Here is a 21,362-nt window from a genome sequence, read left to right as displayed (position 1 = left end):
GATTACATCAGTACGATATCGTACTGCTCTTGGGAGTAGTGCTGTTCAACCTGGAAGCGGATCGTTTTATTAATAAATGTCTCCAGATCTGCTACCGCAGCTGACTCCTCATCCAATAGACGATCAACGACGGACTGCGAGGCAAGCACCATGTAAGTTTCGGCACTGTAGGCGCGCTCCTCTCGGAGAATCTCGCGAAAGATTTCATAGCAGACCGTTTCCGGGGTTTTCAGCGTTCCACGGCCACTGCAGGTGGGGCAGGCTTCACAGAGCGTCTGCTCCAAACTTTCCCGGGTACGCTTACGAGTAAGTTGAACAAGGCCTAGTTCAGTGACGCCGGTACACTTGGTTTTGGCGTGATCGCGCTCTAAGGCTTTTTCCAGCACCCGCAATACCTGCCGCTGATGCTCAACGTCAATCATATCGATAAAGTCGATAATGATAATGCCGCCCAGATTACGCAGCCGAAGCTGGCGGGCAATCGCCGTCGCTGCTTCAAGATTGGTCTTGAAAATAGTCTCTTCAAGATTGCGATGCCCCACATAACCACCGGTATTCACATCGATGGTGGTCATAGCCTCAGTGGGGTCAATAACCAAATAGCCGCCAGACTTGAGCTGTACCTTACGGCCTAACGCTTTCTGGATCTCATCTTCGACGCTGTAGAGATCAAAGATAGGGCGCTCGCCGGGGTAATACTCAATACGTTCGACCGCATCCGGCATAAACTCTTCAGCGAATTCCACCAGCTTGACGAAGTTTTCTCGTGAGTCGATACGCACTTTTTCGATATCGTCGCGCATAACGTCGCGCAGGGTACGCATAAAGAGCGGTAAATCATCATAAATAACGCTTTGTGGCGTTGCGGTAACTTTACGCTCACTCACCTTGCGCCATAGACGCAGCAAGAAATACATATCACCTTTCAGTTCTTCATCGCCCACCCCTTCAGCGGCGGTGCGAACAATAAAGCCACCCGTTACTTCCAGCGTTTGCTCTGCCACGCTGCTATCCAGCAATGCCTTTAAGCGCTCGCGTTCACGCTCATCTTCAATGCGCTGCGATACGCCATGGTGCGGCGAGTCCGGCATGTAGACCAAATAACGGGAAGGGATCGAAAGGTGCGTGGTTAAGCGCGCCCCTTTGCTACCAATAGGATCTTTAGTGGCCTGCACCACCAGCGCCTGCCCCTCGTGAAGCAACTGACCGATAGTTTGCTGCTCATCTGGAGGCGTACCTGGCGGCATCACTTCATGGGCATGAATAAACGCCGCCCGCTCCAGGCCAATATCAACAAAGGCAGCCTGCATTCCAGGCAGCACACGCACTACTTTGCCTTTGTAGATATTGCCCACGATGCCACGCCGACGGGAACGCTCGATCAGTGCCTCTTGCAAAACACCATTTTCAACCAGCGCGACGCGGGTTTCCATTGGCGTTAAATTGATGAGAACTTCACCGCTCATGCAAAATTCCTTGTTGGTTGACGTATTCCTTGCCAGCGATCTAGGCGGCGCTCTCATCCAAGGGGAGTTAAACGCGCTGCCAGATGGGGACTCCCTGTCGACGTAGCAAGTGTGCCGTCTCAAACAGTGGTAGCCCTACCACCGCCGAATGACTGCCATGAATCTGTTTTACAAAGATCGCTGCTAATCCCTGTATGGCGTACCCACCTGCCTTATCAGCGGGCTCGCCGGTACGCCAGTAGGCAGCAATCTCATGTGCTTCTATTTCTCGCATGGTCACCTGGGTGGTCACGCAGCAGGAGAGCATACCTTCAGGCCCACTCACCGCCACGGCGGTCAGCACTTCATGCTGCCTACCGGAAAGCAGCCGCAGCATATCAGCCCCCTGCTCGGCATCCACCGGTTTACCTAGAATTCGCCCATCAACGACGACAGCGGTATCTGACCCTAACGTAGGTAAGTCAGTTAGGGGGGATGCCGCCTTGGCTTTGGCAATCGCTAAGCGCTGTACATACGCTTGGGCCGACTCACCAACCAGCGGTGTCTCATCAATATCACAGGGGTGAACCGTAACCGACACACCAATAGATTCCAGCAAGGCCCGACGGCGTGGTGAGGCAGACGCTAAGCATAAGACAGGTGCAGTCATGAAGCGGCCAACCGACGCTCAAATGCTTGGAACATGGTAGACAGCCACGGCCATAAAAATGCACTAATCAGCGAGGGAATTAAAAAGGCCAGGTGAATCGAAAAATCACCCACGATGGTGCGCAGCCACTGCGCGACGAGCTGCACTAAGCCGAGCAACACCAACACGAGAGCCGACTGTTGTACCAGTGAATAAGCCCGGAAGCGTGGGTACACCAATGCACAAAGGAACGCTAAGAGCGAATAGATGAGAGCATGCTGCCCAAGCGCGGTGCCTTCGATTAAATCCATCAAAATGCCTAGTACAAAGCCATGAAAAACGCCGACTCTGTCGGGAGCTCGCATACACCAGTAAATTAGCATAAGTCCCAGCCATTCAGGCCGATATACCTGCCAGCCATCGGCCAGCGGCATGACTTGCAAACATAACGCCAATAGCAGGCTTAGCCAAATAGCTAAAATAGGCACAACCGGTGCACGCGCCATCAGGGCACCTCTTGATCGGGATTAGCAAGCCGTAGCGAGGAGCGTAACGCCTCTGCCGAGATATTCAGCGTTTCATCCCACGCATGCTGTTCCACTTCCACACGCGGAGGCGGGAAAAGCAGCAAGAAGTGGCGCGAGCGTTGTAACTGCGCCATGGGCTCGGCCGTTACACGCGCAAAGGGCTGTCCAGGGTCGTGGAAAACCTCTGTTACGCGTGCGACGGGGTACCCCGGCGGGAAACGCCCCGCTAGCCCTGAAGTGGTTAGCAAGTCACCCTCACGAATATCCGCCGTATCGGGGACATGCATCACATTAACACTGCTGTAACGCCCAGCCCCCTGAACAATAAAGCGTAACCCATTACGGTTTAGCTGGACCGGCAAGGCATGACTGGCATCCGCCAATAGCAGAACGCGACTGGAGTAGGCAGAGACAGCGGTAATTTGACCCACTAAACCAGAGGCATCGATAACCGGTTGCCCCACGTAGGCGCCGTTACGGTGCCCACGGTTGACCACCATTTGATGACTAAAAGGGTCATTATCCAGCGATAAAAGCTCCGCCGTGATATAAGGAATATCACGACGTTCAGCGGCCCTCAGCAATTCGCGCAGCTCACTGTTTTCCGCTGTTAAATTCGCCATTCGCTGACCACGATGGGAAAGGGTAAGAATCTGCTCACGCAAACGCCGGTTTTCATCCACCAGTGCCTGTTGATCAGAAAGCGCCAGCGACCCCCAATTCAACAGGTCGCTAGGCACGCTAACCACCCATTGGACAGGGGCAACAACTGTCGACAGTTGCGCACGCACTTGTTCCATACGCGTGAAACGCTGATCAACAAACATCAAAGCACTGGCAGCCAACACGCAAAAAAACAGCCGATAGCCCGGCAGTGGCCCGTGCGAAAACAGCGGTTTAATAGGCAATCCCCCCTGCAATTAACCGCTGCGATTAGTCGCTCGACAGCAACTCAAAGGTGTGCTGATCAATCATTTCCAGCGCTTTACCACCGCCACGAGCAACGCAGGTCAACGGATCTTCCGCCACAATCACCGGCAAACCTGTCTCTTCAGCAATGAGTTTATCCAGATCGCGCAACAAAGCACCGCCACCCGTTAACACCAAACCACGCTCGGCGATGTCGGACGCCAACTCGGGGGGCGACTGTTCAAGCGCGCTTTTGATCGCAGCCACAATGGAACCCAGCGTTTCCTGCAATGCTTCCAGGATTTCGTGGGAATTGAGCGTAAAGCTACGCGGGATACCTTCAGCCAGATTACGGCCACGCACATCAATTTCACGTAGCTCACCCCCTGGGTAGGCGCAGCCGATCTCTTCTTTGATGCGCTCAGCCGTCGCTTCACCAATCAAGCTACCGTAGTGACGACGCACGTAAGCGGTGATCGCTTCATCAAAGCGGTCGCCGCCCACCCGGATAGACTCGGAATAGACCACGCCATTAAGTGAAATAATCGCGATTTCAGTGGTACCACCACCGATATCGACCACCATCGACCCTTGCGCTTCATCAACCGGAAGACCCGCACCAATAGCCGCGGCCATGGGTTCTTCAATCAAGAACACCTCGCGAGCACCAGCACCTTCCGCTGACTCACGAATCGCCCGACGTTCGACTTGCGTTGACATGCAAGGAACGCATACCAGCACACGTGGGCTGGGGGTTAAAAAGGTGCTCTGGTGCACTTTGCGGATAAAGTGCTGAAGCATCTGCTCGGTGACGGTGAAGTCGGCAATCACCCCATCTTTCATAGGCCGAATTGCCGTAATATTGCCAGGCGTACGCCCCAGCATTCGCTTGGCATCAGTACCGACTGCCGCGACGCTGCGCATATTGCCTGACTGACGGATAGCAACCACGGACGGCTCATCAAGCACGATGCCGCGACCGCGTACATAAATCAGTGTGTTGGCCGTACCCAGATCAATCGATAGATCGCTGGAAAACAGCCCCCTTAAACGTTTAAACATGGATGTTGTTACCTAGTGCAGACCGGGAACCCTGTGCGGATGCAAACGGTATCACCGCAACCCCCTGGCAGCAAGCACGAGTCGTGCCTAATACTGCCCGTTAAGGCCAATATGTGGTACCTTTTGCGGCTATTTTCCACGTCTGCGACACAAGACGTTTTTTTGATATCGGTATGTATACCGCTTAAAGCGGATATTGTTCAATTACGTTTACGAGGAATATCGATCATGGCGCTTGAAGAATCTCATGTGCGCCGGGCCGCTCACTTGGCCCGACTCGCCGTCAGCGATGACCAAGCCAGCGGCTTTGTAGAAGACCTAAGCCGGATTCTGGACATGGTCGATCAGCTACAAAGCCTTGATACTGAAGGTGTTAAGCCGCTCGCCCATCCCTTAGATGCGACCCAGCGACTGCGCGCCGATGAAGTCACCGAGTCTAACCAGCGCGACACTTTTCAGCGCTGTGCTCCGGCAGTGGAAAACGGCTTGTATCTGGTGCCCCGCGTCGTTGAATAATAACGTTGCCGAGCTAACCCGAGCCACCCACACCGCCTCTTTTTTTCGCCCCTGAACGGAGCTTCCGGGTCATGTATGAGAAAACATTAACGCAACTCGCTGCTGCCTTAAAAAGCGGCGAGTTCTCAAGCCGAGAGCTGACCGCTCACTATTTGCAGCGCATTGAAAAAGCTGACGGCAAATTGAACAGTTTTATCAGCGTGACCGCTGAGCAAGCGCTGAAGCATGCTGAAATAGCCGATAACGCCCGGGCGGCGGGCACTGCAGGGCCGCTGGTAGGCATTCCTCTGGCCCTTAAAGATATTTTTTGTACTCGCGATGTAAAAACCAGTTGCGGCTCAAAAATGCTGGATAATTTTATCGCCCCCTACAATGCCACCGTCGTTGAAAAGCTGAACGCAGCGGGCACGATTAGTCTGGGCAAAACCAATATGGATGAGTTCGCCATGGGCTCGTCCAACGAAAACAGCTACTACGGCCCGGTCAAAAACCCTTGGGATTTGACCGCGGTGCCGGGCGGCAGCTCCGGCGGCAGCGCGGCAGCGGTCGCGGCTGGCTTGGTACCTGCCGCCATGGGCACCGATACCGGCGGCTCCATCCGCCAACCGGCGGCGTTTTGCGGCATCACTGGTTTAAAGCCTACTTACGGCCGTGTTTCACGCTTTGGCATTATTGCCTACGCTTCAAGCCTTGATCAGGCAGGCCCCATGGCGCGCAGCGCCGAAGATTGCGCACACCTGCTGGGCGTTATTGCCGGTCACGATGGACGCGACTCCACCAGCGTCACCCGCGGCGTACCGGATTATGTGGAAAGCCTTAACGCCCCGCTCTCAGGCTTAAAGATTGGCCTACCTAAAGAATATTTTGGCGATGGCTTAGATCCCGATGTTGAAAAGGCCGTCCGCGAAGCAGTGAAAGTGTACGAATCCCTGGGCGCGACGGTGCGCGAGGTCAGCTTGCCGCACACCCACTTTGCGATTCCGGCTTACTACGTTATCGCCCCTGCCGAAGCCTCTTCGAACCTGTCGCGCTACGACGGTGTGCGCTTTGGCCATCGCTGCGACAATCCCCACGATTTGATTGATCTGTATACCCGCTCGCGGGCTGAAGGCTTCGGTGAAGAGGTCAAGCGGCGCATCCTGATCGGCACCCACACGCTGTCGGAAGGTTTCTTTGACGCCTACTACACCAAGGCGCAAAAAGTACGCCGCCTGATCCGCCAGGACTTCCTAGACGCCTTTGAAGATGTGGATGTGCTGATGGGCCCGGCCTCTCCCACGCCAGCTTTCGACCTAGGCGCTAAAAAAGATCCCGTATCAATGTACCTTCAGGACATCTACACCATCGCGGTGAATCTGGCGGGCATCCCCGGCATCAGCGTACCGGCTGGCTTTTCCAATGGTCGACCGGTGGGGCTGCAAATTCTTGGCACCCACTTTGCCGAAGCGCAGTTGCTGAATGTCGCTCACCAGTTTCAAAAAGCGACCGATTGGCACCTACAACGTCCTGCCTTTGCCGAGGAGTACGCCTAATGCAATGGGAAACCGTGATTGGGCTTGAAGTCCACGTTCAGCTCGCAACGCGTTCAAAAATTTTCTCCGGTGCCTCAACGGCGTTTGGTGCTGAGCCTAATACCCAAGCGTGCGCGGTCGATTTAGGCCTGCCCGGCGCATTGCCGGTGCTTAACGAACAGGCGGTGGCGATGGCCGTCCAGTTCGGCTTGGCAGTACATGCGAATATCGCTGAAGTGTCGGTGTTTGACCGTAAGAATTACTTTTACCCCGACCTACCCAAGGGCTATCAGACCAGCCAGATGCACCACCCCATCGTGGGGCCTGGCGACATTGAGATTACCCTGGAAGATGGCAGCACCAAGTGTATCCGCATTCACCATGCTCATCTTGAAGAGGATGCCGGCAAGTCGCTGCATGAAGATTTTCATGGCATGACCGGCATTGACCTGAACCGGGCGGGCACACCGCTGCTGGAAATCGTTTCAGAGCCCGATATGCGTAGCGCGAAAGAGGCCGCGGCGTATCTCAAGGCGATTCACTCGATCGTCACCTACCTGGGCATTTCTGACGGCAATATGGCGGAAGGCTCAATGCGTTGCGACGTTAACGTTTCAGTACGCCCCACTGGCCAGGAAGCCTTTGGGACGCGCGCAGAGATTAAAAACGTTAACTCTTTCCGCTTCGTCGAACGTGCGATTGCGTTTGAAGTTGAGCGGCAGATTGAACTGATCGAAGATGGCGGCAGCGTGATTCAAGAAACGCGCCTATTCGACCCAGATCGCGATGAAACCCGCAGCATGCGCACCAAGGAAGAAGCCAACGACTATCGCTACTTCCCCTGCCCTGACCTGCTGCCGGTAGTGCTTGATCAAGCCTACTTGGATCACTTACGCAGCCAGTTGCCTGAACTGCCTGCCGATAAGCGCGAACGCTTCCAAAACGAGCTGGGCCTCTCTGCTTATGACGCTAATGTCATTTCAGCCAGCCGCGATATGGCCGAGTTTTTTGAGGCCGTGCATAACGAGTGTGGCGATGCCAAACAGTCGGCTAACTGGGTACAGGGCGAGCTTTCCGGCGCCCTTAATCGCGAAAACCTGAGCATTGCCAACAGCCCGATTTCGGCGCGCCAGCTAGGCGAGCTGATCAGTCGCGTGCTGGACGACACCATCAACGGCAAAGCGGCAAAAGAGGTTTTCCAGGCGCTATGGAATGGCCAGGGCGAGTCCGCCGACGATATTATTGATGCTAAAGGGCTCAAACAAGTAACGGATACTGGCGCGATTGAAGCGATGATTGATCAAGTGATCGCCGACAGTCCCGCCCAGGTCGCCCAGTATCGTGATTCGGAGCCGGAAAAACGCGGCAAAATGATCGGTTACTTTGTCGGTCAGGTAATGAAAGCATCGCGTGGCACCGCCAATCCGCAACAGGTGAATGGCTTGCTAAAAGAGAAGCTCGACGCGCTGTTGTAACGGTAATTTTATCTGAAAGTTGCTAACTACTAGCGGCTGCCCCGGCAGCCGCTTTTTCGTCTTTATGGCCATCAAAGCTGGCTCGGCTGGGTAAAACGCTTCAGCTGCGCACAGCCTGCCGCCCAGACCTCGGCTTCAAACTCAGCAATGGCGGCGGTAGGAAAACCAATGCCTTGGGCAGGGCTACCCTCTACCAACAGCCCCGCTAAATCGCCCACCAGCGGCATATGGCTAACCAGCATAATCGGTGTGCTCTCAGGCTGTTCAAGCAGCCAGTCGCTTACTGCATGGGGCGAGCCATCTGGAGTGATAAAATCCAGCGTTTCCAGCGAGGTTCCCAGCGCCTCACAGAGCCTTTGCGCGGTTTGCTGCGCGCGCGCATAGGGGCTGGCATAAATCCTCGGCATAAACAGCTTCCCATCAGCCACGCGCTCAGTCAGCCAACGCGCCATTTTTCCGGCCTCCTGCTCGCCGTGGGGCGTTAGTCGGCGCGCTTGGTCGGGATAGCCCGGCGCGGCCTCACCATGGCGCATAATCAGCACATCAGGCATTCCTGCTTCCATTGTCTTTAGAAACTTGGTCCTTAGAAACCTGGTTGTGAGGAGCTTGGTCTCGATGGGCCTGCTGCACGGCTTCACGGGGCAGGATAAACTCCACATCGCTACTCTGCTCACCCATCATTAGGGTACGCGCCATCTCCTGGGCGGGCACACCGTCAAACAAGACGTGATTGAGGCCTTCCGCCAGCGGCATATAAACCCCCATCTCGCTTGCTTTAGCGCATACCAGCTTAACGGTATTTACCCCTTCAGCCACCTGACCAAGGGCATCGACAGCCTCTTCCAGCGTGCGTCCTTCACCCATGGCGTAGCCGACCCGGTAATTGCGCGACAGGTTAGACGAGCAGGTAACGATCAAATCACCCACTCCTGCCAGCCCTAAAAAGGTCATCGGGTTAGCCCCCCGGGCGACGGCAAAGCGGCTCATCTCGGCCAAGGCGCGGGTCATCAGCATACTGCGGGTGTTTTCACCCATGCCCAGCGCTGCCGCCATACCGGCGGCAATCGCATAAATATTTTTCAGTGCACCGCCCAGTTCAACACCATGGCGGTCGTCGCTGGCGTAGACACGAAAGTAACGGCAGCCCAATACCTGCTGTACGCGGGTGCGCGTGAGCGGATCCGCGCTGGCAATCACAGTCGCGGTTAACTGCTTATCGGCAATTTCAGAGGCCAAATTGGGCCCCGCAATCACGCCAATGTGACTAAAGCCCGTTTCCTGCTCAAGCACTTGGCTCATCAGTAAAAAGCCTTCCTGTTCGATCCCTTTGGTGGTACTAACCAGTATCTGCTCAGGTCTCAACCACGCTTTCGCCGCCTGCACCACGCTGCGAAAGGCCTTTGACGGAATCGCGATGAGTACTAGCTCCGCGTCAGCCAGTACGGCTTGAAGGTCGGTTGAGGCCTCCACGGCCGGATTCATTGCGTAGTGGGGCAGATAGCGCCCGTTACGATGTTCTTGGTTAATTTGCGTGACCAGCGTTTCATCACGCATCCACTGGCGAACGCGGGCGCCATTATCGGCGGCAATGCTCGCTAGCGCCGTACCAAAACTACCGCCCCCCAGTACCGCTACGTTGGTTGGCACTGCGACGTTGGTTTGCTGCTCAGCCATGATGATGTCCTAGTCAGTCCTGCAGAACGTATATCCTTACTTTACCAAAACAGACGGCCCGCTGGGGTAACCAAGCGGGCCGTCATTTACGTAGTGTGTCCTGTTAAGCAGTTAGCACACTATTCAAACGCTTCACGTAGGCAGCCGGATCATCCAAGTGGCCACCCTCAGCGATGATAGCCTGATCCAGCAGGATATAAGCTAGCTGGGCAAAGAGATCGCCCTCAGCACCTTCCAAACGTGCTACCAGCGCATGACTGGGGTTAAGCTCAAGAATCGGCTTCACCTCGGGCAGCGGCTGACCGGCAGCTTCCATAATGCGGCGCATCTGGTAGCCCATCTCATGCTCAGGAAGCACGACGCAGGCCGGCGAATCGGTGAGGCGGTGAGTCACTTTCACCTCTTGCACACCATCGCCCAGCGCCTCTTTAACGCGCTTCACCAGATCCTCTTTGGCTTTAGCGGTCTCTTCCTGGGCTTTCTTCTCTGCTTCGTCTTCTACATCGCCGAGGTCAAGCTCACCCTTGGCCACATCGGCAAAGGTTTTGCCATCGAACTCAGTCAGATGGCTCATCAGCCAGTCATCGATACGGTCAGACAGCAGCAGAACTTCGATGCCTTTTTTGCGGAAGATCTCCAGATGCGGGCTATTTTTTGCCGCATTGAAGCTATCAGCCACCACGTAGTAAATTTTCTGCTGACCCTCTTTCATACGCTCTACGTAGTCCGCCAGCGCGTGCTCTTGGGTAGCCGTATCGGTATGGGTTGAGGCAAAGCGCAGCAAGCTAGCGATTTTCTCGCGGTTAGACGGATCTTCACCCGGCCCTTCTTTCAGTACGCTGCCGAAGGTATTCCAGAAGGTTTGATACTGCTCTTTATCCTTAGCGAGCTTTTTCAGCATGTCCAAGCCGCGCTTGGTAAGCGCCGATTTGATCTTATCGACGTTGGGGTCTTGCTGGAGCAGTTCACGGGATACGTTTAGCGACAGCTCGCGGGTATCCAGCACGCCTTTGATAAAGCGCAGATAGAGCGGTAGGAATTGTTCGGCGTCGTCCATAATAAAGACGCGCTGCACATAGAGCTTAACGCCCCGGGCGCCGTCGCGGTCAAACATATCAAACGGCGCGCGGCCCGGCACATAAAGCAGGCTGGTGTACTCCAGTTTGCCTTCGACCTTGTTGTGACTCCAGGTCAGCGGGTCAGAAAAATCGTGGGCAACGTGCTTGTAGAACGCCTTGTACTCGTCGTCGGAAACCTCACTCTTGGGACGCGACCACAGCGCTGTCGCCTCGTTAACGGTTTCCCAGGTAGTCACTTCACTACCCTCGATGCTATTGCCCTCGTCGTCCTTCGCCGTTTCGGTTTTCGGCATGCGCACCGGAACTTCGATATGATCCGAGTACTTACGAACCAAGCCCTGCAGGCGATAGTCGTCAGCAAACTCTTTGGCGTCCTCTTTCAAGTGCAGAGTGATTTCCGTACCGTGCTGAGCACGCTCGATATCGGCAACGGTAAACTCACCTTCCCCTTTCGAGCGCCACTCAACCCCTTCGGAAGCTTGCGTGCCCGCTTTGCGGGTGCGCACGGAAATTTCATCAGCAACGATAAACCCCGAGTAGAAACCAACGCCGAACTGACCAATCAGCTTGGCGTCTTTCTGCTGCTCACCGGAGAGCTGCTTAAGAAACTCGGCGGTGCCAGAGCGGGCGATGGTACCCAAGTTGGCGATTACGTCTTCGCGGTTCATACCGACACCGTTATCACGCAGAGTGATGGTGTTGGCATCGCGATCGTGCTCAATTTCGATACGTAGCTCGCTGTCGCCTTCGTAGAGCGCATCGTTATCGAGGGCCGCGTAGCGCAGCTTATCGCAGGCGTCGGCGGCGTTTGAGATAAGCTCGCGTAAGAAGATCTCCCGGTTGGAGTACAGGGAGTGAATCATCAAATTAAGCAGTTGCTTAACTTCCGTCTGGAAGCCGAGCGTTTCTTCGTGGTTAGCCGATTTATCAGTTGCTTGTTCGTGGGTAGCTGTAGTCATGCGCTTAGCCCTTATCAATCACGTTGAGTCGTATCCCGCTGCGTTTACATGCAGCGGGATAAAATGGTTTCGTGAACTTGATATGGGGATAGGCCGCAATTTTTCAAGCAGCCGGGGATTAAGAAACAAGTGGAATTAAGAAGGCGTTATATCGGGATCGGTATATTTCCATGCCCGATAACCTTCCAGGCGCTGATCGATACGATTGAGCAGCCATCCGACAATCAGCACGTCGTCGACCACGCCGATGAGCATCAGAAAATCGGGAATCAGGTCGAACGGCATTACCAAGTAGCCCAGCGCTAATGCCATCATGCCAAAAGCCGACCAGGGAATTGGTCTAAAGTCGCCGCGGATCACATCACGCGTCATGGGGATAAACAGTTTTAAAGCGCGCACAATACGTTTTGTCGCCCAAACGCGGGATTTGAGTCGACGCAGCAACCACCAAGTGGATAATGGAGCCATTAACATTAAATCCTTTGAGTATTTGGGCCGTCAGATCATGACGGCTAATATTCGTTCAGTATAGCGGTTGCACCGCAATCTGCTTGGGCTGCTCCAGGCCCAGATTAAGTGACACCGATTTATAGAGAGAGAGCACCATGTTGGTTTCGCCATTTCGCCATACCGCCCGTGTGCTGTGTACAGCACTCCTGGCGGGATTACCTGCGTTTTCGTGGGCCGCATCCGACAGTGAGTTACGCGATGCGCTCGCCGCCGCAAGGGAGCAGCAGTGGTCGCGTGTCGATGAACGCTCAATTGCAGATCACCCGCTGCGCGGCTACGTGGAATACCACCGCATAAGGGGGCAATTGCCTAACGTTTCCCCTAACCGAGTGCATCAATTTATCGACCAGCACGCTGACTCCCCCCTAGCGGGGTGGCTGCGTGGTCAAGCGATTGCAAAGTACGGTCACGCGGGGCGCTATAGTGACCTGCTCGCGGTGGCCGACGGTGAGCCAGCAGGCACTGCTCGTCAGTGCTACTACTATACGGCGCTGTTCGCGACGCAACCCCAGCTGGCAAGCGAGGCAGGGTTAGATCTGTGGCGCGTAGGCAGCTCGCAGCCCAACGCTTGCGACCCACTATTTGAGCGCCTGCGGGCCAACGGCACTATCGATGCCACGGCTATATGGGAGCGCAAGATGCTCGCCTGGCAGGCGGGAGAAACGAGCCTCTCAAGCTATCTTGGCGGGCTGTTAAGCGGCCAGTGGCAAACCGCACTGGACACTGTGGATAGTGTTGCCGCGCGCAGCAGCGCCATTACCCAGGCGCCCGCCTGCCTGGGCCCGGAGTGTGCCGCCACGGCAAGCTTCTACAGGGCCGCCATGCAGCGCTTTACCCGCGAGGACACCTCGGCAGCACTTGCCGCTTGGCAGTCGCTCTCGCCGCGTTTAAACCTTTTGCCCAGCGACCGTGCAGCCATTGAAGAAGAGTTGGCTTTTTACGCCCTGGTGCGCGATGTACCGGGCACGCTAAGTTGGGTTGACGGCGTACTACCGAGTATTGAGAGCGAGCGCGTGTTAGAGCTGCGTGTCCGCCATGCGCTGGCTAGCCGTGATTGGAACGGAGTGCTCTACTGGATTGCCGAAATGCCCGCTATTCAGCAGGAAAATAGCCGTTGGCAGTATTGGCTGGGCCGCGCCAATGGGCAGCTTGGCAATCAGGCGGCCGCCGAGGCACGTTACCAGCAGGCTGCGCAGGATCGCAGTTTTTACGGCTTTGCAGCAGCAGAAAAGCTCGGCCAACCCTATCAGTTGAACCTTGAGCGCAATCATTTTGACGAAGCGTCGCGCCAGCGTATAGCGCAACTCCCCGCCGTTCAGCGCACCGAGGCCTTGCTACGCATTGGCGAGGATGGGCTCGCCAACAGTGAGTGGCTGCACGCGGTGCAGAGCGGTTCGCCGCAACAGGCACGAGCGCTAGCCGACTACGCCGCTCAGCAGCAGTGGCATGCACGCCTGGTGCAGACCACCATTGCCGCTGAAATGTGGGACGCCCTGGATTGGCGTTTCCCCCAGGCCTATCACGACAGCTTTCAGCACTGGGGTCGCCTCACTGGCGTAGACCCGTACCTGCTGATGGCCATTACCCGGCGTGAAAGCGCTTACAACCCTAACGCTCTTTCACCCGCAGGGGCGCGTGGATTAATGCAGCTAATGCCTGGCACCGCCAGCCAAGTCAGCCGCGAACTCGGCATTAGTGATCCTGGCCCTTACGGCGTCCTCGACCCAGAGCTAAATATCCGCTTGGGAAGCACCTACTTGCGTGACAAGCTGCAACGCTACCAGGGCAATCGCTTAGCAGCCGCTGCGGCTTATAACGCTGGCCCTGGCCGCGTTGACCAATGGCTAGGTGATGGCGTAGAGGCATTTGACCTATTTGTGGAAAGCATCCCCTTCCGCGAAACCCGGGACTATGTGCAGGCCGTGCTTAGCTATCGGGTGATTTTTGAGAGTCTCGCCAACGGCGGCAATAGCGAAGGCGTTTCGTTGCTAAGCGATAACGAACAGCAGGTACGCTACGACCGAGCCCTCCTCGCCCGCCGCTAAGCACTTCTCTACTCGTCACATTACCAGCGCCCGGTTTATACCGGGCGCTGTGTTAATGCCAGCCGAATACCAAACACCACCAATACACTGCCCGTAGCGGCATTTAGAACTTGCGCAAAACGTGCGTTAGCCAACCACTTGCCGGCACTTCCCACCATCATAACCACGCTGATTTGCCAAATATTGGCAATGATAAAGTGCACCCCCGCCAGCCATAGCGACTTCAGTAGCGCTGGGTCTCCAGGAGCGATGAACTGGGGTAAAAAAGCCATGTAGAACACCACGGTTTTGGGGTTCAACACATTGGACAAAAATCCCTCTTTAACCGGCTGCCAGCGAGAAACAGCAGGCGCCTCTTTTAGTACGCCATTAACGGGCAGCGGCTGCCCTCGCCGTGCTGCCAATAAACTGGTGACCCCCAACCAAATCAAATACCCCGCCCCCACCAGCTTCAACATATGAAACGCCCAGGCTGATTGCAGCAGAATAAGCGAGATGCCTAACGCAGAGATGGTGGCATGAATAAACAGCCCACAGCAGATAGCTACACTGGTAGTCACACCATCGCGAATGCCTCCGCGAGCCGTGTTACGGATGACTAGCAGCGTGTCGACTCCTGGGCTAATCGTGAGCAGCGTGATCGCCACCAGAAAGGAAATAAACTGCGCATCAACAAAACCCAACTGCATCATTTGTGCTTGCTCGCAAAGAAATAAAAAATCTTAGGTATGTGGCTGGACGACAGCCGCGTTTGCATCTAGAGTAATTGTAGCGGGTGGACAATTGAGTTGCCCGTTTGAATATTAAGCACGTTAAGGAAATAGAAAATGGCAACTGGCACAGTTAAGTGGTTCAACGATACTAAAGGCTTCGGCTTCATCTCTCCTGATGACGGCGGAGACGATCTGTTCGCCCACTTCTCCGAAATTCAAGCTGAAGGCTTCAAGACCCTGCAAGACGGTCAAAAAGTCAGCTTTGAAGTGACTCAGGGTAAAAAAGGCCTTCAGGCTTCCAACATCCGCCCAGCTTAATTGCTACCGGATGGACAAAGGCCCGCTAACGCGGGCCTTTTTTATGGCTGATTTTTAAGGCTCAGCTTAGCCGCAACTGTTTATTCCTCACGATTGCGATTAGCTGATTGGCTATCTTCACTGGTATCAAGCTCATCCATCTCACTAGCGCCTATATCACTATCACTCGCGTCTGACTCGATCGCTGGGCCAGTCTCGGCCTCTCGACTCTCCAGTTCCTGAAACTGCTCTTCAAGACGCTGCTGCGCTTCTTCAAAGCGACGCTCTGTATCTTCAATCAAAGCCTCAACGTCGGTAGCTTCACGGTTATCTTCCAGCGGCGTTCGCTCTGGCAAGCTGTTGTCTTCGTCCCAGCTAGACGAGAAATCTTCATTTTCCATCGGCTCTAACGTGGGCGCCTGCTGATCTACCTCTTGAAACTGCTCTTCAAGGCGTTTTTCCGCTTCTTCAAAGCGGCGTTCAGTTTCGGCAATCATCTCATCGACATCAGAACGGGTTGCTTCCCCCGGCATTGCGCTTTCCTCATTGAGCACATCGTCAGGGTCGGCTGCCAGCGTATCTTCTTCGGCCTCTACCGTCGCAGCATCAGCAGCAGAATTATCACCGTTCTGGCTGTCACTACCTTCACGTAGAGCTTCCGCTTGCTCAAGTTCTTCAGCGGCTTGCTGTGCCTCAATGTCATCCTCTACTTCTTCGGGGCTAGACATTTCTGCCGCGTTTTCAGCCGCTGCTGGGGACTCCTCTTCGCGCACTGCTTCATCATCCGTCACCTCAGAATTATCATCTGGTGTTACGGTGGGATCTTCCTGGGAGTCACCGCAGGCACTCAGCAGTAGAGCCATTGCGGCAACTGCAGGTATCCACACGCGATTTGCCATTAGATACTTCTCCTTTATAACGTTTAAAATCTGAGTCAAACCAGTTAAGGCCGGTTGCTGGAAGAGAGTAAGGGGCACTCCTCTGGTAACAGCACACGCAACGCTAGAGGCACTACTTCGGCACAAAAATGGTCATAACAGCGCGCCTCACCATCCAGCGTTAATGGCCAAGGCGGATCACCTGCCTGTGTCGTCAGCGTTAGTTGAGTCGTGGTGAAATAGCGCACAAACCGCCCCTCAGAGGGAAAATTTTGCAGCTCGCTAATCAGCTTGCTCAGTTCTGTCACCGAACGAAAGTCCTTGACCAGAAGCACATCCAGACGACCATCATCAAGCTTGGCCCGTGGCCCCAGCACCTGCCCTCCACCTGATTGGCGGCCATTGCCTAGCGCTAGCAACAGTAGCGATGCACTCTCCTCTTTTTCATCCCAATGCAGCGTGCCGCGATAGCTACGGTGTCGCCATGCTTTGAGCGCGCCCATCAGGGAATAGGCGCCGCCCCCCAATAGTCGCTTTAGGGTTTTCGGCGTTGATGAGGTAATTTCAGCGCCAAATCCCCCGGTCGTCATATTGATATAGTAGCTGGTTGCGGACTCACCACCCGCACCAGCCGTCGCACGCACAACGTCAATGGGGTAGGCACTTAGCGCTCTTGCGGCGGCTAAAGCAGGACCTGGCTCTAATGGCAAACCAACTGAAGTGGCAAAATCATTGGCACTGCCTAATGGCACGATACCTAATACCGGCCGACGATCATGGGGCAAACGCATCAGCCCGTTCATGACTTCACTAACCGTGCCATCGCCACCGCAGGCAATCACATGCGTAATACCCATGGCGTCAGATAGCTCAGCAATATCAGCAGCGTCGCCCCCTTCCCAGGTAGCTCGAACAGTAATTTGCATCCCTGCTTGGCGTTGTTCATTGACTGCTTCACGCAATGCCGGGTTACCGGCAGATTTACCATTAATAATAAGTAAATAGTGTTGCTGCGAATCTGTCACCGTTGTTGTTCCTTTCCTTGGTTAACTGCTGTTGCCCATTATGCCAGTGCTTTTTCGACCACCTCATATACATTAGAAGATAGCGGCTCTTGCTTAATACGCTCTAATTGAGACCGCATTAATGCTTGGCGGGTTTCATCAAAACGCTGCCAGCGCGTTAGCGGCGTGATAAGCCGCGCGGCAATTTCTGGATTAAGCCGGTTGAGCTCAATCACCACATCGGCCAGCAGCTGGTAGCCCTGACCATCTAAGCGGTGGAAATTGACTCGGTTCTGGGCAAATGCCCCAATGAGGGCACGCACTTTGTTGGGATTTTTAAGTGAAAAAGCGGGATGTTGCATCAGGTACTTCACGCGCTCAAGCACATCTTCCTGCGGGCGTGAAACTTGAATGGTGAACCACTGATCCATCACTAACGGATCATGAGACCATTTTTCGCCAAATGATTTCAATGCTGGTGAGGCCAAATCATCGCGATCGCTGTGTACCAGTAACGTCAGCGCTTGACGAACATCGGTCATATTATGATCAGCGGAAAACTGCGCTTCACATAGTACCAAACCTTGCTCATCTTCGATCGACATGAGATAGGAGAGCGCCACATTTTTCAGACTACGTTGGGCAATTTGCTCAGGCGTCGGAGCGTAGGGCTCCTCTGTCACATTGGCCTCATAGACCGCCATAAACTCTTCGCGTAAGGCTAACGCCAGCGACTGGCGCACAAATTCACGTGCCGCGTGTATGGCGTCGACATCCACAATAGGCTGCTGCTCAGCAATATAGGCTTCTGAAGGAAGTGTCAGCATTTCAGCTAATACCGCCTTATCGCTCATTGGGCCGTTCAGAAGTGTTTTAAAGGCATCAACAACACGGCTGTCCATCACCTTCTCGACACTATTACGGTGGGCAGCAATTAAGTCATCCAACGCCAAGAGCGCCAAGCGCTGGCCAGCATCCCAGCGGTTGAAGCCATCGCTGTCGTGGGTCAACAAAAAGGCCAGATCTTCTCGTGAATAGGGGAAGTGCAACTTAACGGGCGCTGAAAATTCACGCAGTAAAGACGGCACCGGCGCTTCAGCGACATCAGTAAAGACAAAGGTCTGCTCATCATCACGTAGGTGAATAACGGCATCTTTGCCTATTTTTTCGCCATTGAGGGTTAATGTTAGGTCTTGGCCTGATTTTGTACCGACTAACCCCATACGTACTGGAATATGCAGCGGCAGTTTATCCGGCTGGCCTGGTGTCGCGGGCGTGCGCTGTCGCAACGTTAAATGATATTCGCCATGCACATAGTCATACTCGCCGTGAGCATCAATATCCGGCGTACCTGCCTGGGAGTACCAACGCATAAACTGGCTTAACTCTTCGCCGGAGGTTTCCGCCATGCAGCCTACAAAGTCTTCAATCGTCACCGCTTGGCCATCGAATCGCTCAAAGTAAAGATCTGAGCCGCGACGGAAATTCTCTTCCCCCACTAAATTACGCAGCATGCGTACGACTTCTGCCCCCTTCTCATAAATAGTCAGGGTGTAGAAGTTGGTAATTTCAATAAAGTGGTCGGGACGAATCGGATGCGCCGTAGGACCAGCATCTTCGGCAAACTGTGCCGTGCGGAAAAAGGAGACATCCTGGATGCGCTTAACCGGTGCAGAATTGGTATCCGCCGAGAAGCACTGATCACGGAAGACCGTAAAGCCCTCTTTCAGCGAAAGCTGGAACCAGTCGCGACAGGTGACACGGTTGCCCGACCAATTATGAAAGTATTCGTGGGCAACGATGCCTTCAACATTCTGAAAGGCGGCATCGGTAGCGGTATGGGGATGCGTCAGCACCGCGGCGGAGTTAAAGATATTAAGCCCTTTATTCTCCATCGCTCCCATATTGAAATCATTAACGGCCACGATCATAAATAGATCCAGGTCGTACTCACGACCATACGCCTGCTCATCCCACTCCATGGCCCGTTTCAACGAGGCCATAGCATGTTCAGTTTTATCCAGGTTCTCTTGTTCCACCCAAAGTTGCAGCGTGACCTCGCGCCCGCTCATGGTGGTGAAGTGATCTTCTACGCGATGCAGGTTGCCTGCCACTAGCGCGAATAGGTAACAGGGCTTGGGATGCGGGTCTTGCCAGGTGACGAAATGACGACCGCCTTCCAGCTCGCCGCGCTCTAACGGGTTACCGTTAGCCAGTAATACTGGTTCACGCTGCTGATCGCCGATCACCGTGACCTTGAAGGTCGCCATTACGTCCGGGCGGTCAGGGTAAAAGGTAATACGTCGAAAACCCTCGGCTTCGCACTGAGTACAGTACATACCATTGGACTGATAAAGCCCCTCTAACGCCGTGTTCTCTTGCGGTGCGATCTCTACCTCACTCTCCAACACAAACCGCTCTGGAACATTGGCAATACTTAGGGTCTCTGCATCTACTTGATACGCGGATTCATTCAGCGGCGTTGCATCCATTGACAAGGAGATGAGCTTTAAATGTTCGCCGTTTAATACCAGCGGCGCATTCGCGTCAGCCTTCGCATGTCGCTCCATCAACAGTCGCGCTTTCACACGGGTCGCGGCGGGGTCAAGATCAAACGTCAGCTCGGTATGAGTTACCCGGTAGGCGGGTGGCTGGTAGTCGCTTAAATAAACCGGCTGCGGATCAGACATAGTGCGTGACTCCTGTATAAAACGAATATTTATATAGTTAACACCGGGTGACGGCGGCAAGTGGCGCTGCCCTGCTAATCGCGGAAGTTATCAAACTGGAGCGGCAAATCCGGTCCCTCTTCGCCCCGCAGCAGTGTCATAACAGCCTGTAAATCGTCGCGCTTTTTACCCGTTACCCGCACCTTCTCACCCTGAATTTGTGCCTGTACTTTGAGCTTGCTAGCTTTGATGCGCTTAACCACATCTTTGGCTTCCGCCGCATCGAGCCCTTCCTTTAAAGCGACTTCCTGGCGCGCTTTCACGCCAGAGAGCACCGGGTCTTGAACGTCCATACAGCGGGCATCGATGCCACGGGCGATAAGACGGGCTCGCAGCACATCAAGCATTTGCTTAAGCTGGAAATCAACTTCCGCCTCTAGCTGCACTTTGTCGCCTTCCAAAGTGAAGCTTGCATCGACGCCTTTAAAATCAAAACGCGACTGCACTTCTCGGTTAGCTTGATCAACGGCGTTAGCACCTTCGTGCTTATCGAACTCTGAGACAATATCAAATGAAGGCATGATGTAATTCCTGACAAGACATGACCACCTATTCTAGAGCAGCCAGCCCCCTAGGGGCCAATTCTGTTGTTTATCTCTTGTTCTTTTCGGTGTTGAAGCCTGTTTTATTGAACCAAAACTTGATTATCACTCACCTAAATCTATACAAAAGTTATCCTTCAAGCCCTTCAAAAAGATGTTCAACCCCTGTTAGATGACTTAGGCTAGCGCGACAAGCTTCTTGCCATCTTAAAAAACGTTACCTCCAGGAGACATCATGAGTGACCGCGAGACCCGCCATAAAGCCTCCATGCAGAAGTTGAAAGCACGCGTAGATGAGAAAGTCGCCAGTGCCGACGAGCAGCGCGGCCTAATCATTGTTAATACCGGTAACGGCAAAGGCAAAACCACCGCAGCCTGGGGGACGGTCACCCGTGCCTTGGGTTATGGCTATAAAGTTGGCGTGGTGCAGTTTATTAAAGGTCTCTGGGAGTGCGGCGAACGTAACCGTCTAGAGGAAGACACCAATCTTGAGGTGGCGATAATGGCCACCGGCTTTACCTGGGACACCCAGAATCGCCAAGCGGATACAGAGGCGTGCCACGCAGTATGGCAAGACGCCGAGCGTATGCTAGCGGACCCAGAGATCTATCTGGTGGTGCTTGATGAAATTACCTATATGCTCAAGTTTGGTTACTTGGACATTGAAACCGTTAAACAAGCGCTGGAGAAACGCCCGATGGAACAGACGGTGATTATTACGGGAAGAAATGCCCATCGCGAGCTAGTCGCCATGGCCGATACGGTGACCGAAATGCAGGAAGTTCGTCATGCCTTCAATAACGGCTTACAAGCGCGCCGTGGCATCGACTTTTAAATA

The 21,362-nt window shown here is 54.4% G+C and carries 20 protein-coding genes; 6 read left to right on the top strand and 14 right to left on the bottom strand.

The genetic code is table 11. The annotated features are described in order from the left end of the window. Positions 1-2: 2 nt before the first annotated feature. The 5 genes from rng to HZS80_RS00390 form a co-directional block, all read right to left on the bottom strand. The gene (rng, locus tag HZS80_RS00410) at positions 3-1,466 is read right to left on the bottom strand and encodes a ribonuclease G (RefSeq protein ID WP_176303076.1); all 1,464 of its coding nucleotides are present in this window, start codon (positions 1,464-1,466) and stop codon (positions 3-5) included. Between the two features lie 67 nt (positions 1,467-1,533). Next, entirely contained in the window at positions 1,534-2,115 is a 582-nt protein-coding gene (locus tag HZS80_RS00405) for a Maf family protein (RefSeq protein WP_179914809.1), read from the bottom strand. Further along, positions 2,112-2,600: a rod shape-determining protein MreD gene (gene mreD, locus HZS80_RS00400; protein WP_008958640.1), complete on the bottom strand. Its 489-nt coding sequence runs from the start codon at positions 2,598-2,600 to the stop codon at positions 2,112-2,114. The genes HZS80_RS00405 and mreD overlap by 4 nt, the downstream gene beginning before the upstream one ends. Beyond that, positions 2,600-3,529 carry a rod shape-determining protein MreC gene (gene mreC / locus HZS80_RS00395; RefSeq protein ID WP_035566376.1) on the bottom strand — a complete coding sequence of 310 codons (930 nt, stop codon included), beginning with the start codon at positions 3,527-3,529 and terminating at the stop codon, positions 2,600-2,602. Before mreC ends, mreD begins: the two co-directional genes overlap by 1 nt. A gap of 25 nt (positions 3,530-3,554) precedes the next feature. After that, entirely contained in the window at positions 3,555-4,592 is a 1,038-nt protein-coding gene (locus HZS80_RS00390; protein ID WP_008958638.1) for a rod shape-determining protein, read from the bottom strand. A 228-nt stretch (positions 4,593-4,820) separates the two neighbouring features. Between HZS80_RS00390 and gatC the strand changes: the two genes are divergently transcribed. The 3 genes from gatC (at position 4,821) to gatB (ending at position 8,094) form a co-directional block, all read left to right on the top strand. Beyond that, positions 4,821-5,108: an Asp-tRNA(Asn)/Glu-tRNA(Gln) amidotransferase subunit GatC gene (gene gatC, locus HZS80_RS00385; protein WP_008958637.1), complete on the top strand. Its 288-nt coding sequence runs from the start codon at positions 4,821-4,823 to the stop codon at positions 5,106-5,108. A 71-nt stretch (positions 5,109-5,179) separates the two neighbouring features. Beyond that, complete coding sequence (gene gatA / locus HZS80_RS00380; RefSeq protein WP_179914808.1) at positions 5,180-6,640, top strand: Asp-tRNA(Asn)/Glu-tRNA(Gln) amidotransferase subunit GatA; 1,461 nt, start codon at positions 5,180-5,182, stop codon at positions 6,638-6,640. Continuing rightward, the gene (gene gatB, locus HZS80_RS00375) at positions 6,640-8,094 is read left to right on the top strand and encodes an Asp-tRNA(Asn)/Glu-tRNA(Gln) amidotransferase subunit GatB (protein ID WP_035566383.1); all 1,455 of its coding nucleotides are present in this window, start codon (positions 6,640-6,642) and stop codon (positions 8,092-8,094) included. The genes gatA and gatB overlap by 1 nt, the downstream gene beginning before the upstream one ends. A gap of 71 nt (positions 8,095-8,165) precedes the next feature. Here gatB and sixA read toward each other — a convergent pair whose 3' ends face one another. From sixA to HZS80_RS00355, 4 genes are all read right to left on the bottom strand, one after another. Beyond that, positions 8,166-8,645, bottom strand: coding sequence for a phosphohistidine phosphatase SixA (sixA, locus tag HZS80_RS00370; protein WP_179914807.1), 480 nt, complete (start codon positions 8,643-8,645; stop codon positions 8,166-8,168). Next, entirely contained in the window at positions 8,638-9,768 is a 1,131-nt protein-coding gene (locus HZS80_RS00365; protein WP_179914806.1) for an NAD(P)H-dependent glycerol-3-phosphate dehydrogenase, read from the bottom strand. Before HZS80_RS00365 ends, sixA begins: the two co-directional genes overlap by 8 nt. Positions 9,769-9,871: 103 nt before the next feature. After that, positions 9,872-11,806, bottom strand: a complete 1,935-nt coding sequence (htpG, locus tag HZS80_RS00360; RefSeq protein WP_179914805.1) for a molecular chaperone HtpG — start codon at positions 11,804-11,806, stop codon at positions 9,872-9,874. A 135-nt stretch (positions 11,807-11,941) separates the two neighbouring features. Further along, positions 11,942-12,274 (bottom strand): YkvA family protein, encoded by a 333-nt coding sequence (locus HZS80_RS00355; protein WP_179914804.1) that lies wholly within the window; start codon positions 12,272-12,274, stop codon positions 11,942-11,944. Between the two features lie 137 nt (positions 12,275-12,411). Between HZS80_RS00355 and HZS80_RS00350 the strand changes: the two genes are divergently transcribed. Beyond that, positions 12,412-14,361 (top strand): transglycosylase SLT domain-containing protein, encoded by a 1,950-nt coding sequence (locus HZS80_RS00350; RefSeq protein ID WP_179914803.1) that lies wholly within the window; start codon positions 12,412-12,414, stop codon positions 14,359-14,361. Positions 14,362-14,396: 35 nt separating this feature from the next. On the opposite strand, the gene HZS80_RS00345 is transcribed toward HZS80_RS00350, so the two are convergent. Further along, entirely contained in the window at positions 14,397-15,053 is a 657-nt protein-coding gene (locus HZS80_RS00345; RefSeq protein WP_035566396.1) for a LysE family translocator, read from the bottom strand. Positions 15,054-15,188: 135 nt separating this feature from the next. On the opposite strand from HZS80_RS00345, the gene HZS80_RS00340 reads away from it, so the two are divergent. Then, complete coding sequence (locus tag HZS80_RS00340) at positions 15,189-15,392, top strand: cold-shock protein (RefSeq protein WP_007114660.1); 204 nt, start codon at positions 15,189-15,191, stop codon at positions 15,390-15,392. A gap of 80 nt (positions 15,393-15,472) precedes the next feature. Here the strand turns inward: HZS80_RS00340 and HZS80_RS00335 are convergent, their stop codons facing one another. The 4 genes from HZS80_RS00335 to HZS80_RS00320 form a co-directional block, all read right to left on the bottom strand. Then, entirely contained in the window at positions 15,473-16,270 is a 798-nt protein-coding gene (locus tag HZS80_RS00335; RefSeq protein WP_179914802.1) for a hypothetical protein, read from the bottom strand. A gap of 44 nt (positions 16,271-16,314) precedes the next feature. Beyond that, positions 16,315-17,274 carry a lipid kinase YegS gene (gene yegS, locus HZS80_RS00330; RefSeq protein WP_179914801.1) on the bottom strand — a complete coding sequence of 320 codons (960 nt, stop codon included), beginning with the start codon at positions 17,272-17,274 and terminating at the stop codon, positions 16,315-16,317. Between the two features lie 38 nt (positions 17,275-17,312). Further along, positions 17,313-19,943 (bottom strand): aminopeptidase N, encoded by a 2,631-nt coding sequence (gene pepN / locus HZS80_RS00325; protein ID WP_179914800.1) that lies wholly within the window; start codon positions 19,941-19,943, stop codon positions 17,313-17,315. A gap of 74 nt (positions 19,944-20,017) precedes the next feature. Beyond that, positions 20,018-20,503, bottom strand: a complete 486-nt coding sequence (locus tag HZS80_RS00320; RefSeq protein WP_035566403.1) for a YajQ family cyclic di-GMP-binding protein — start codon at positions 20,501-20,503, stop codon at positions 20,018-20,020. A gap of 256 nt (positions 20,504-20,759) precedes the next feature. Between HZS80_RS00320 and cobO the strand changes: the two genes are divergently transcribed. Beyond that, complete coding sequence (gene cobO / locus HZS80_RS00315; RefSeq protein ID WP_035566406.1) at positions 20,760-21,359, top strand: cob(I)yrinic acid a,c-diamide adenosyltransferase; 600 nt, start codon at positions 20,760-20,762, stop codon at positions 21,357-21,359. Positions 21,360-21,362 lie beyond the last annotated feature (3 nt).

It is taken from the genome of Vreelandella glaciei, from assembly GCF_013415125.1.
In the GTDB taxonomy this organism is placed as follows: domain Bacteria; phylum Pseudomonadota; class Gammaproteobacteria; order Pseudomonadales; family Halomonadaceae; genus Vreelandella; species Vreelandella glaciei.
The sequence above is the reverse complement of the archived record's forward strand: the minus strand, read 5'-3'. Positions and strand labels throughout refer to the sequence as shown.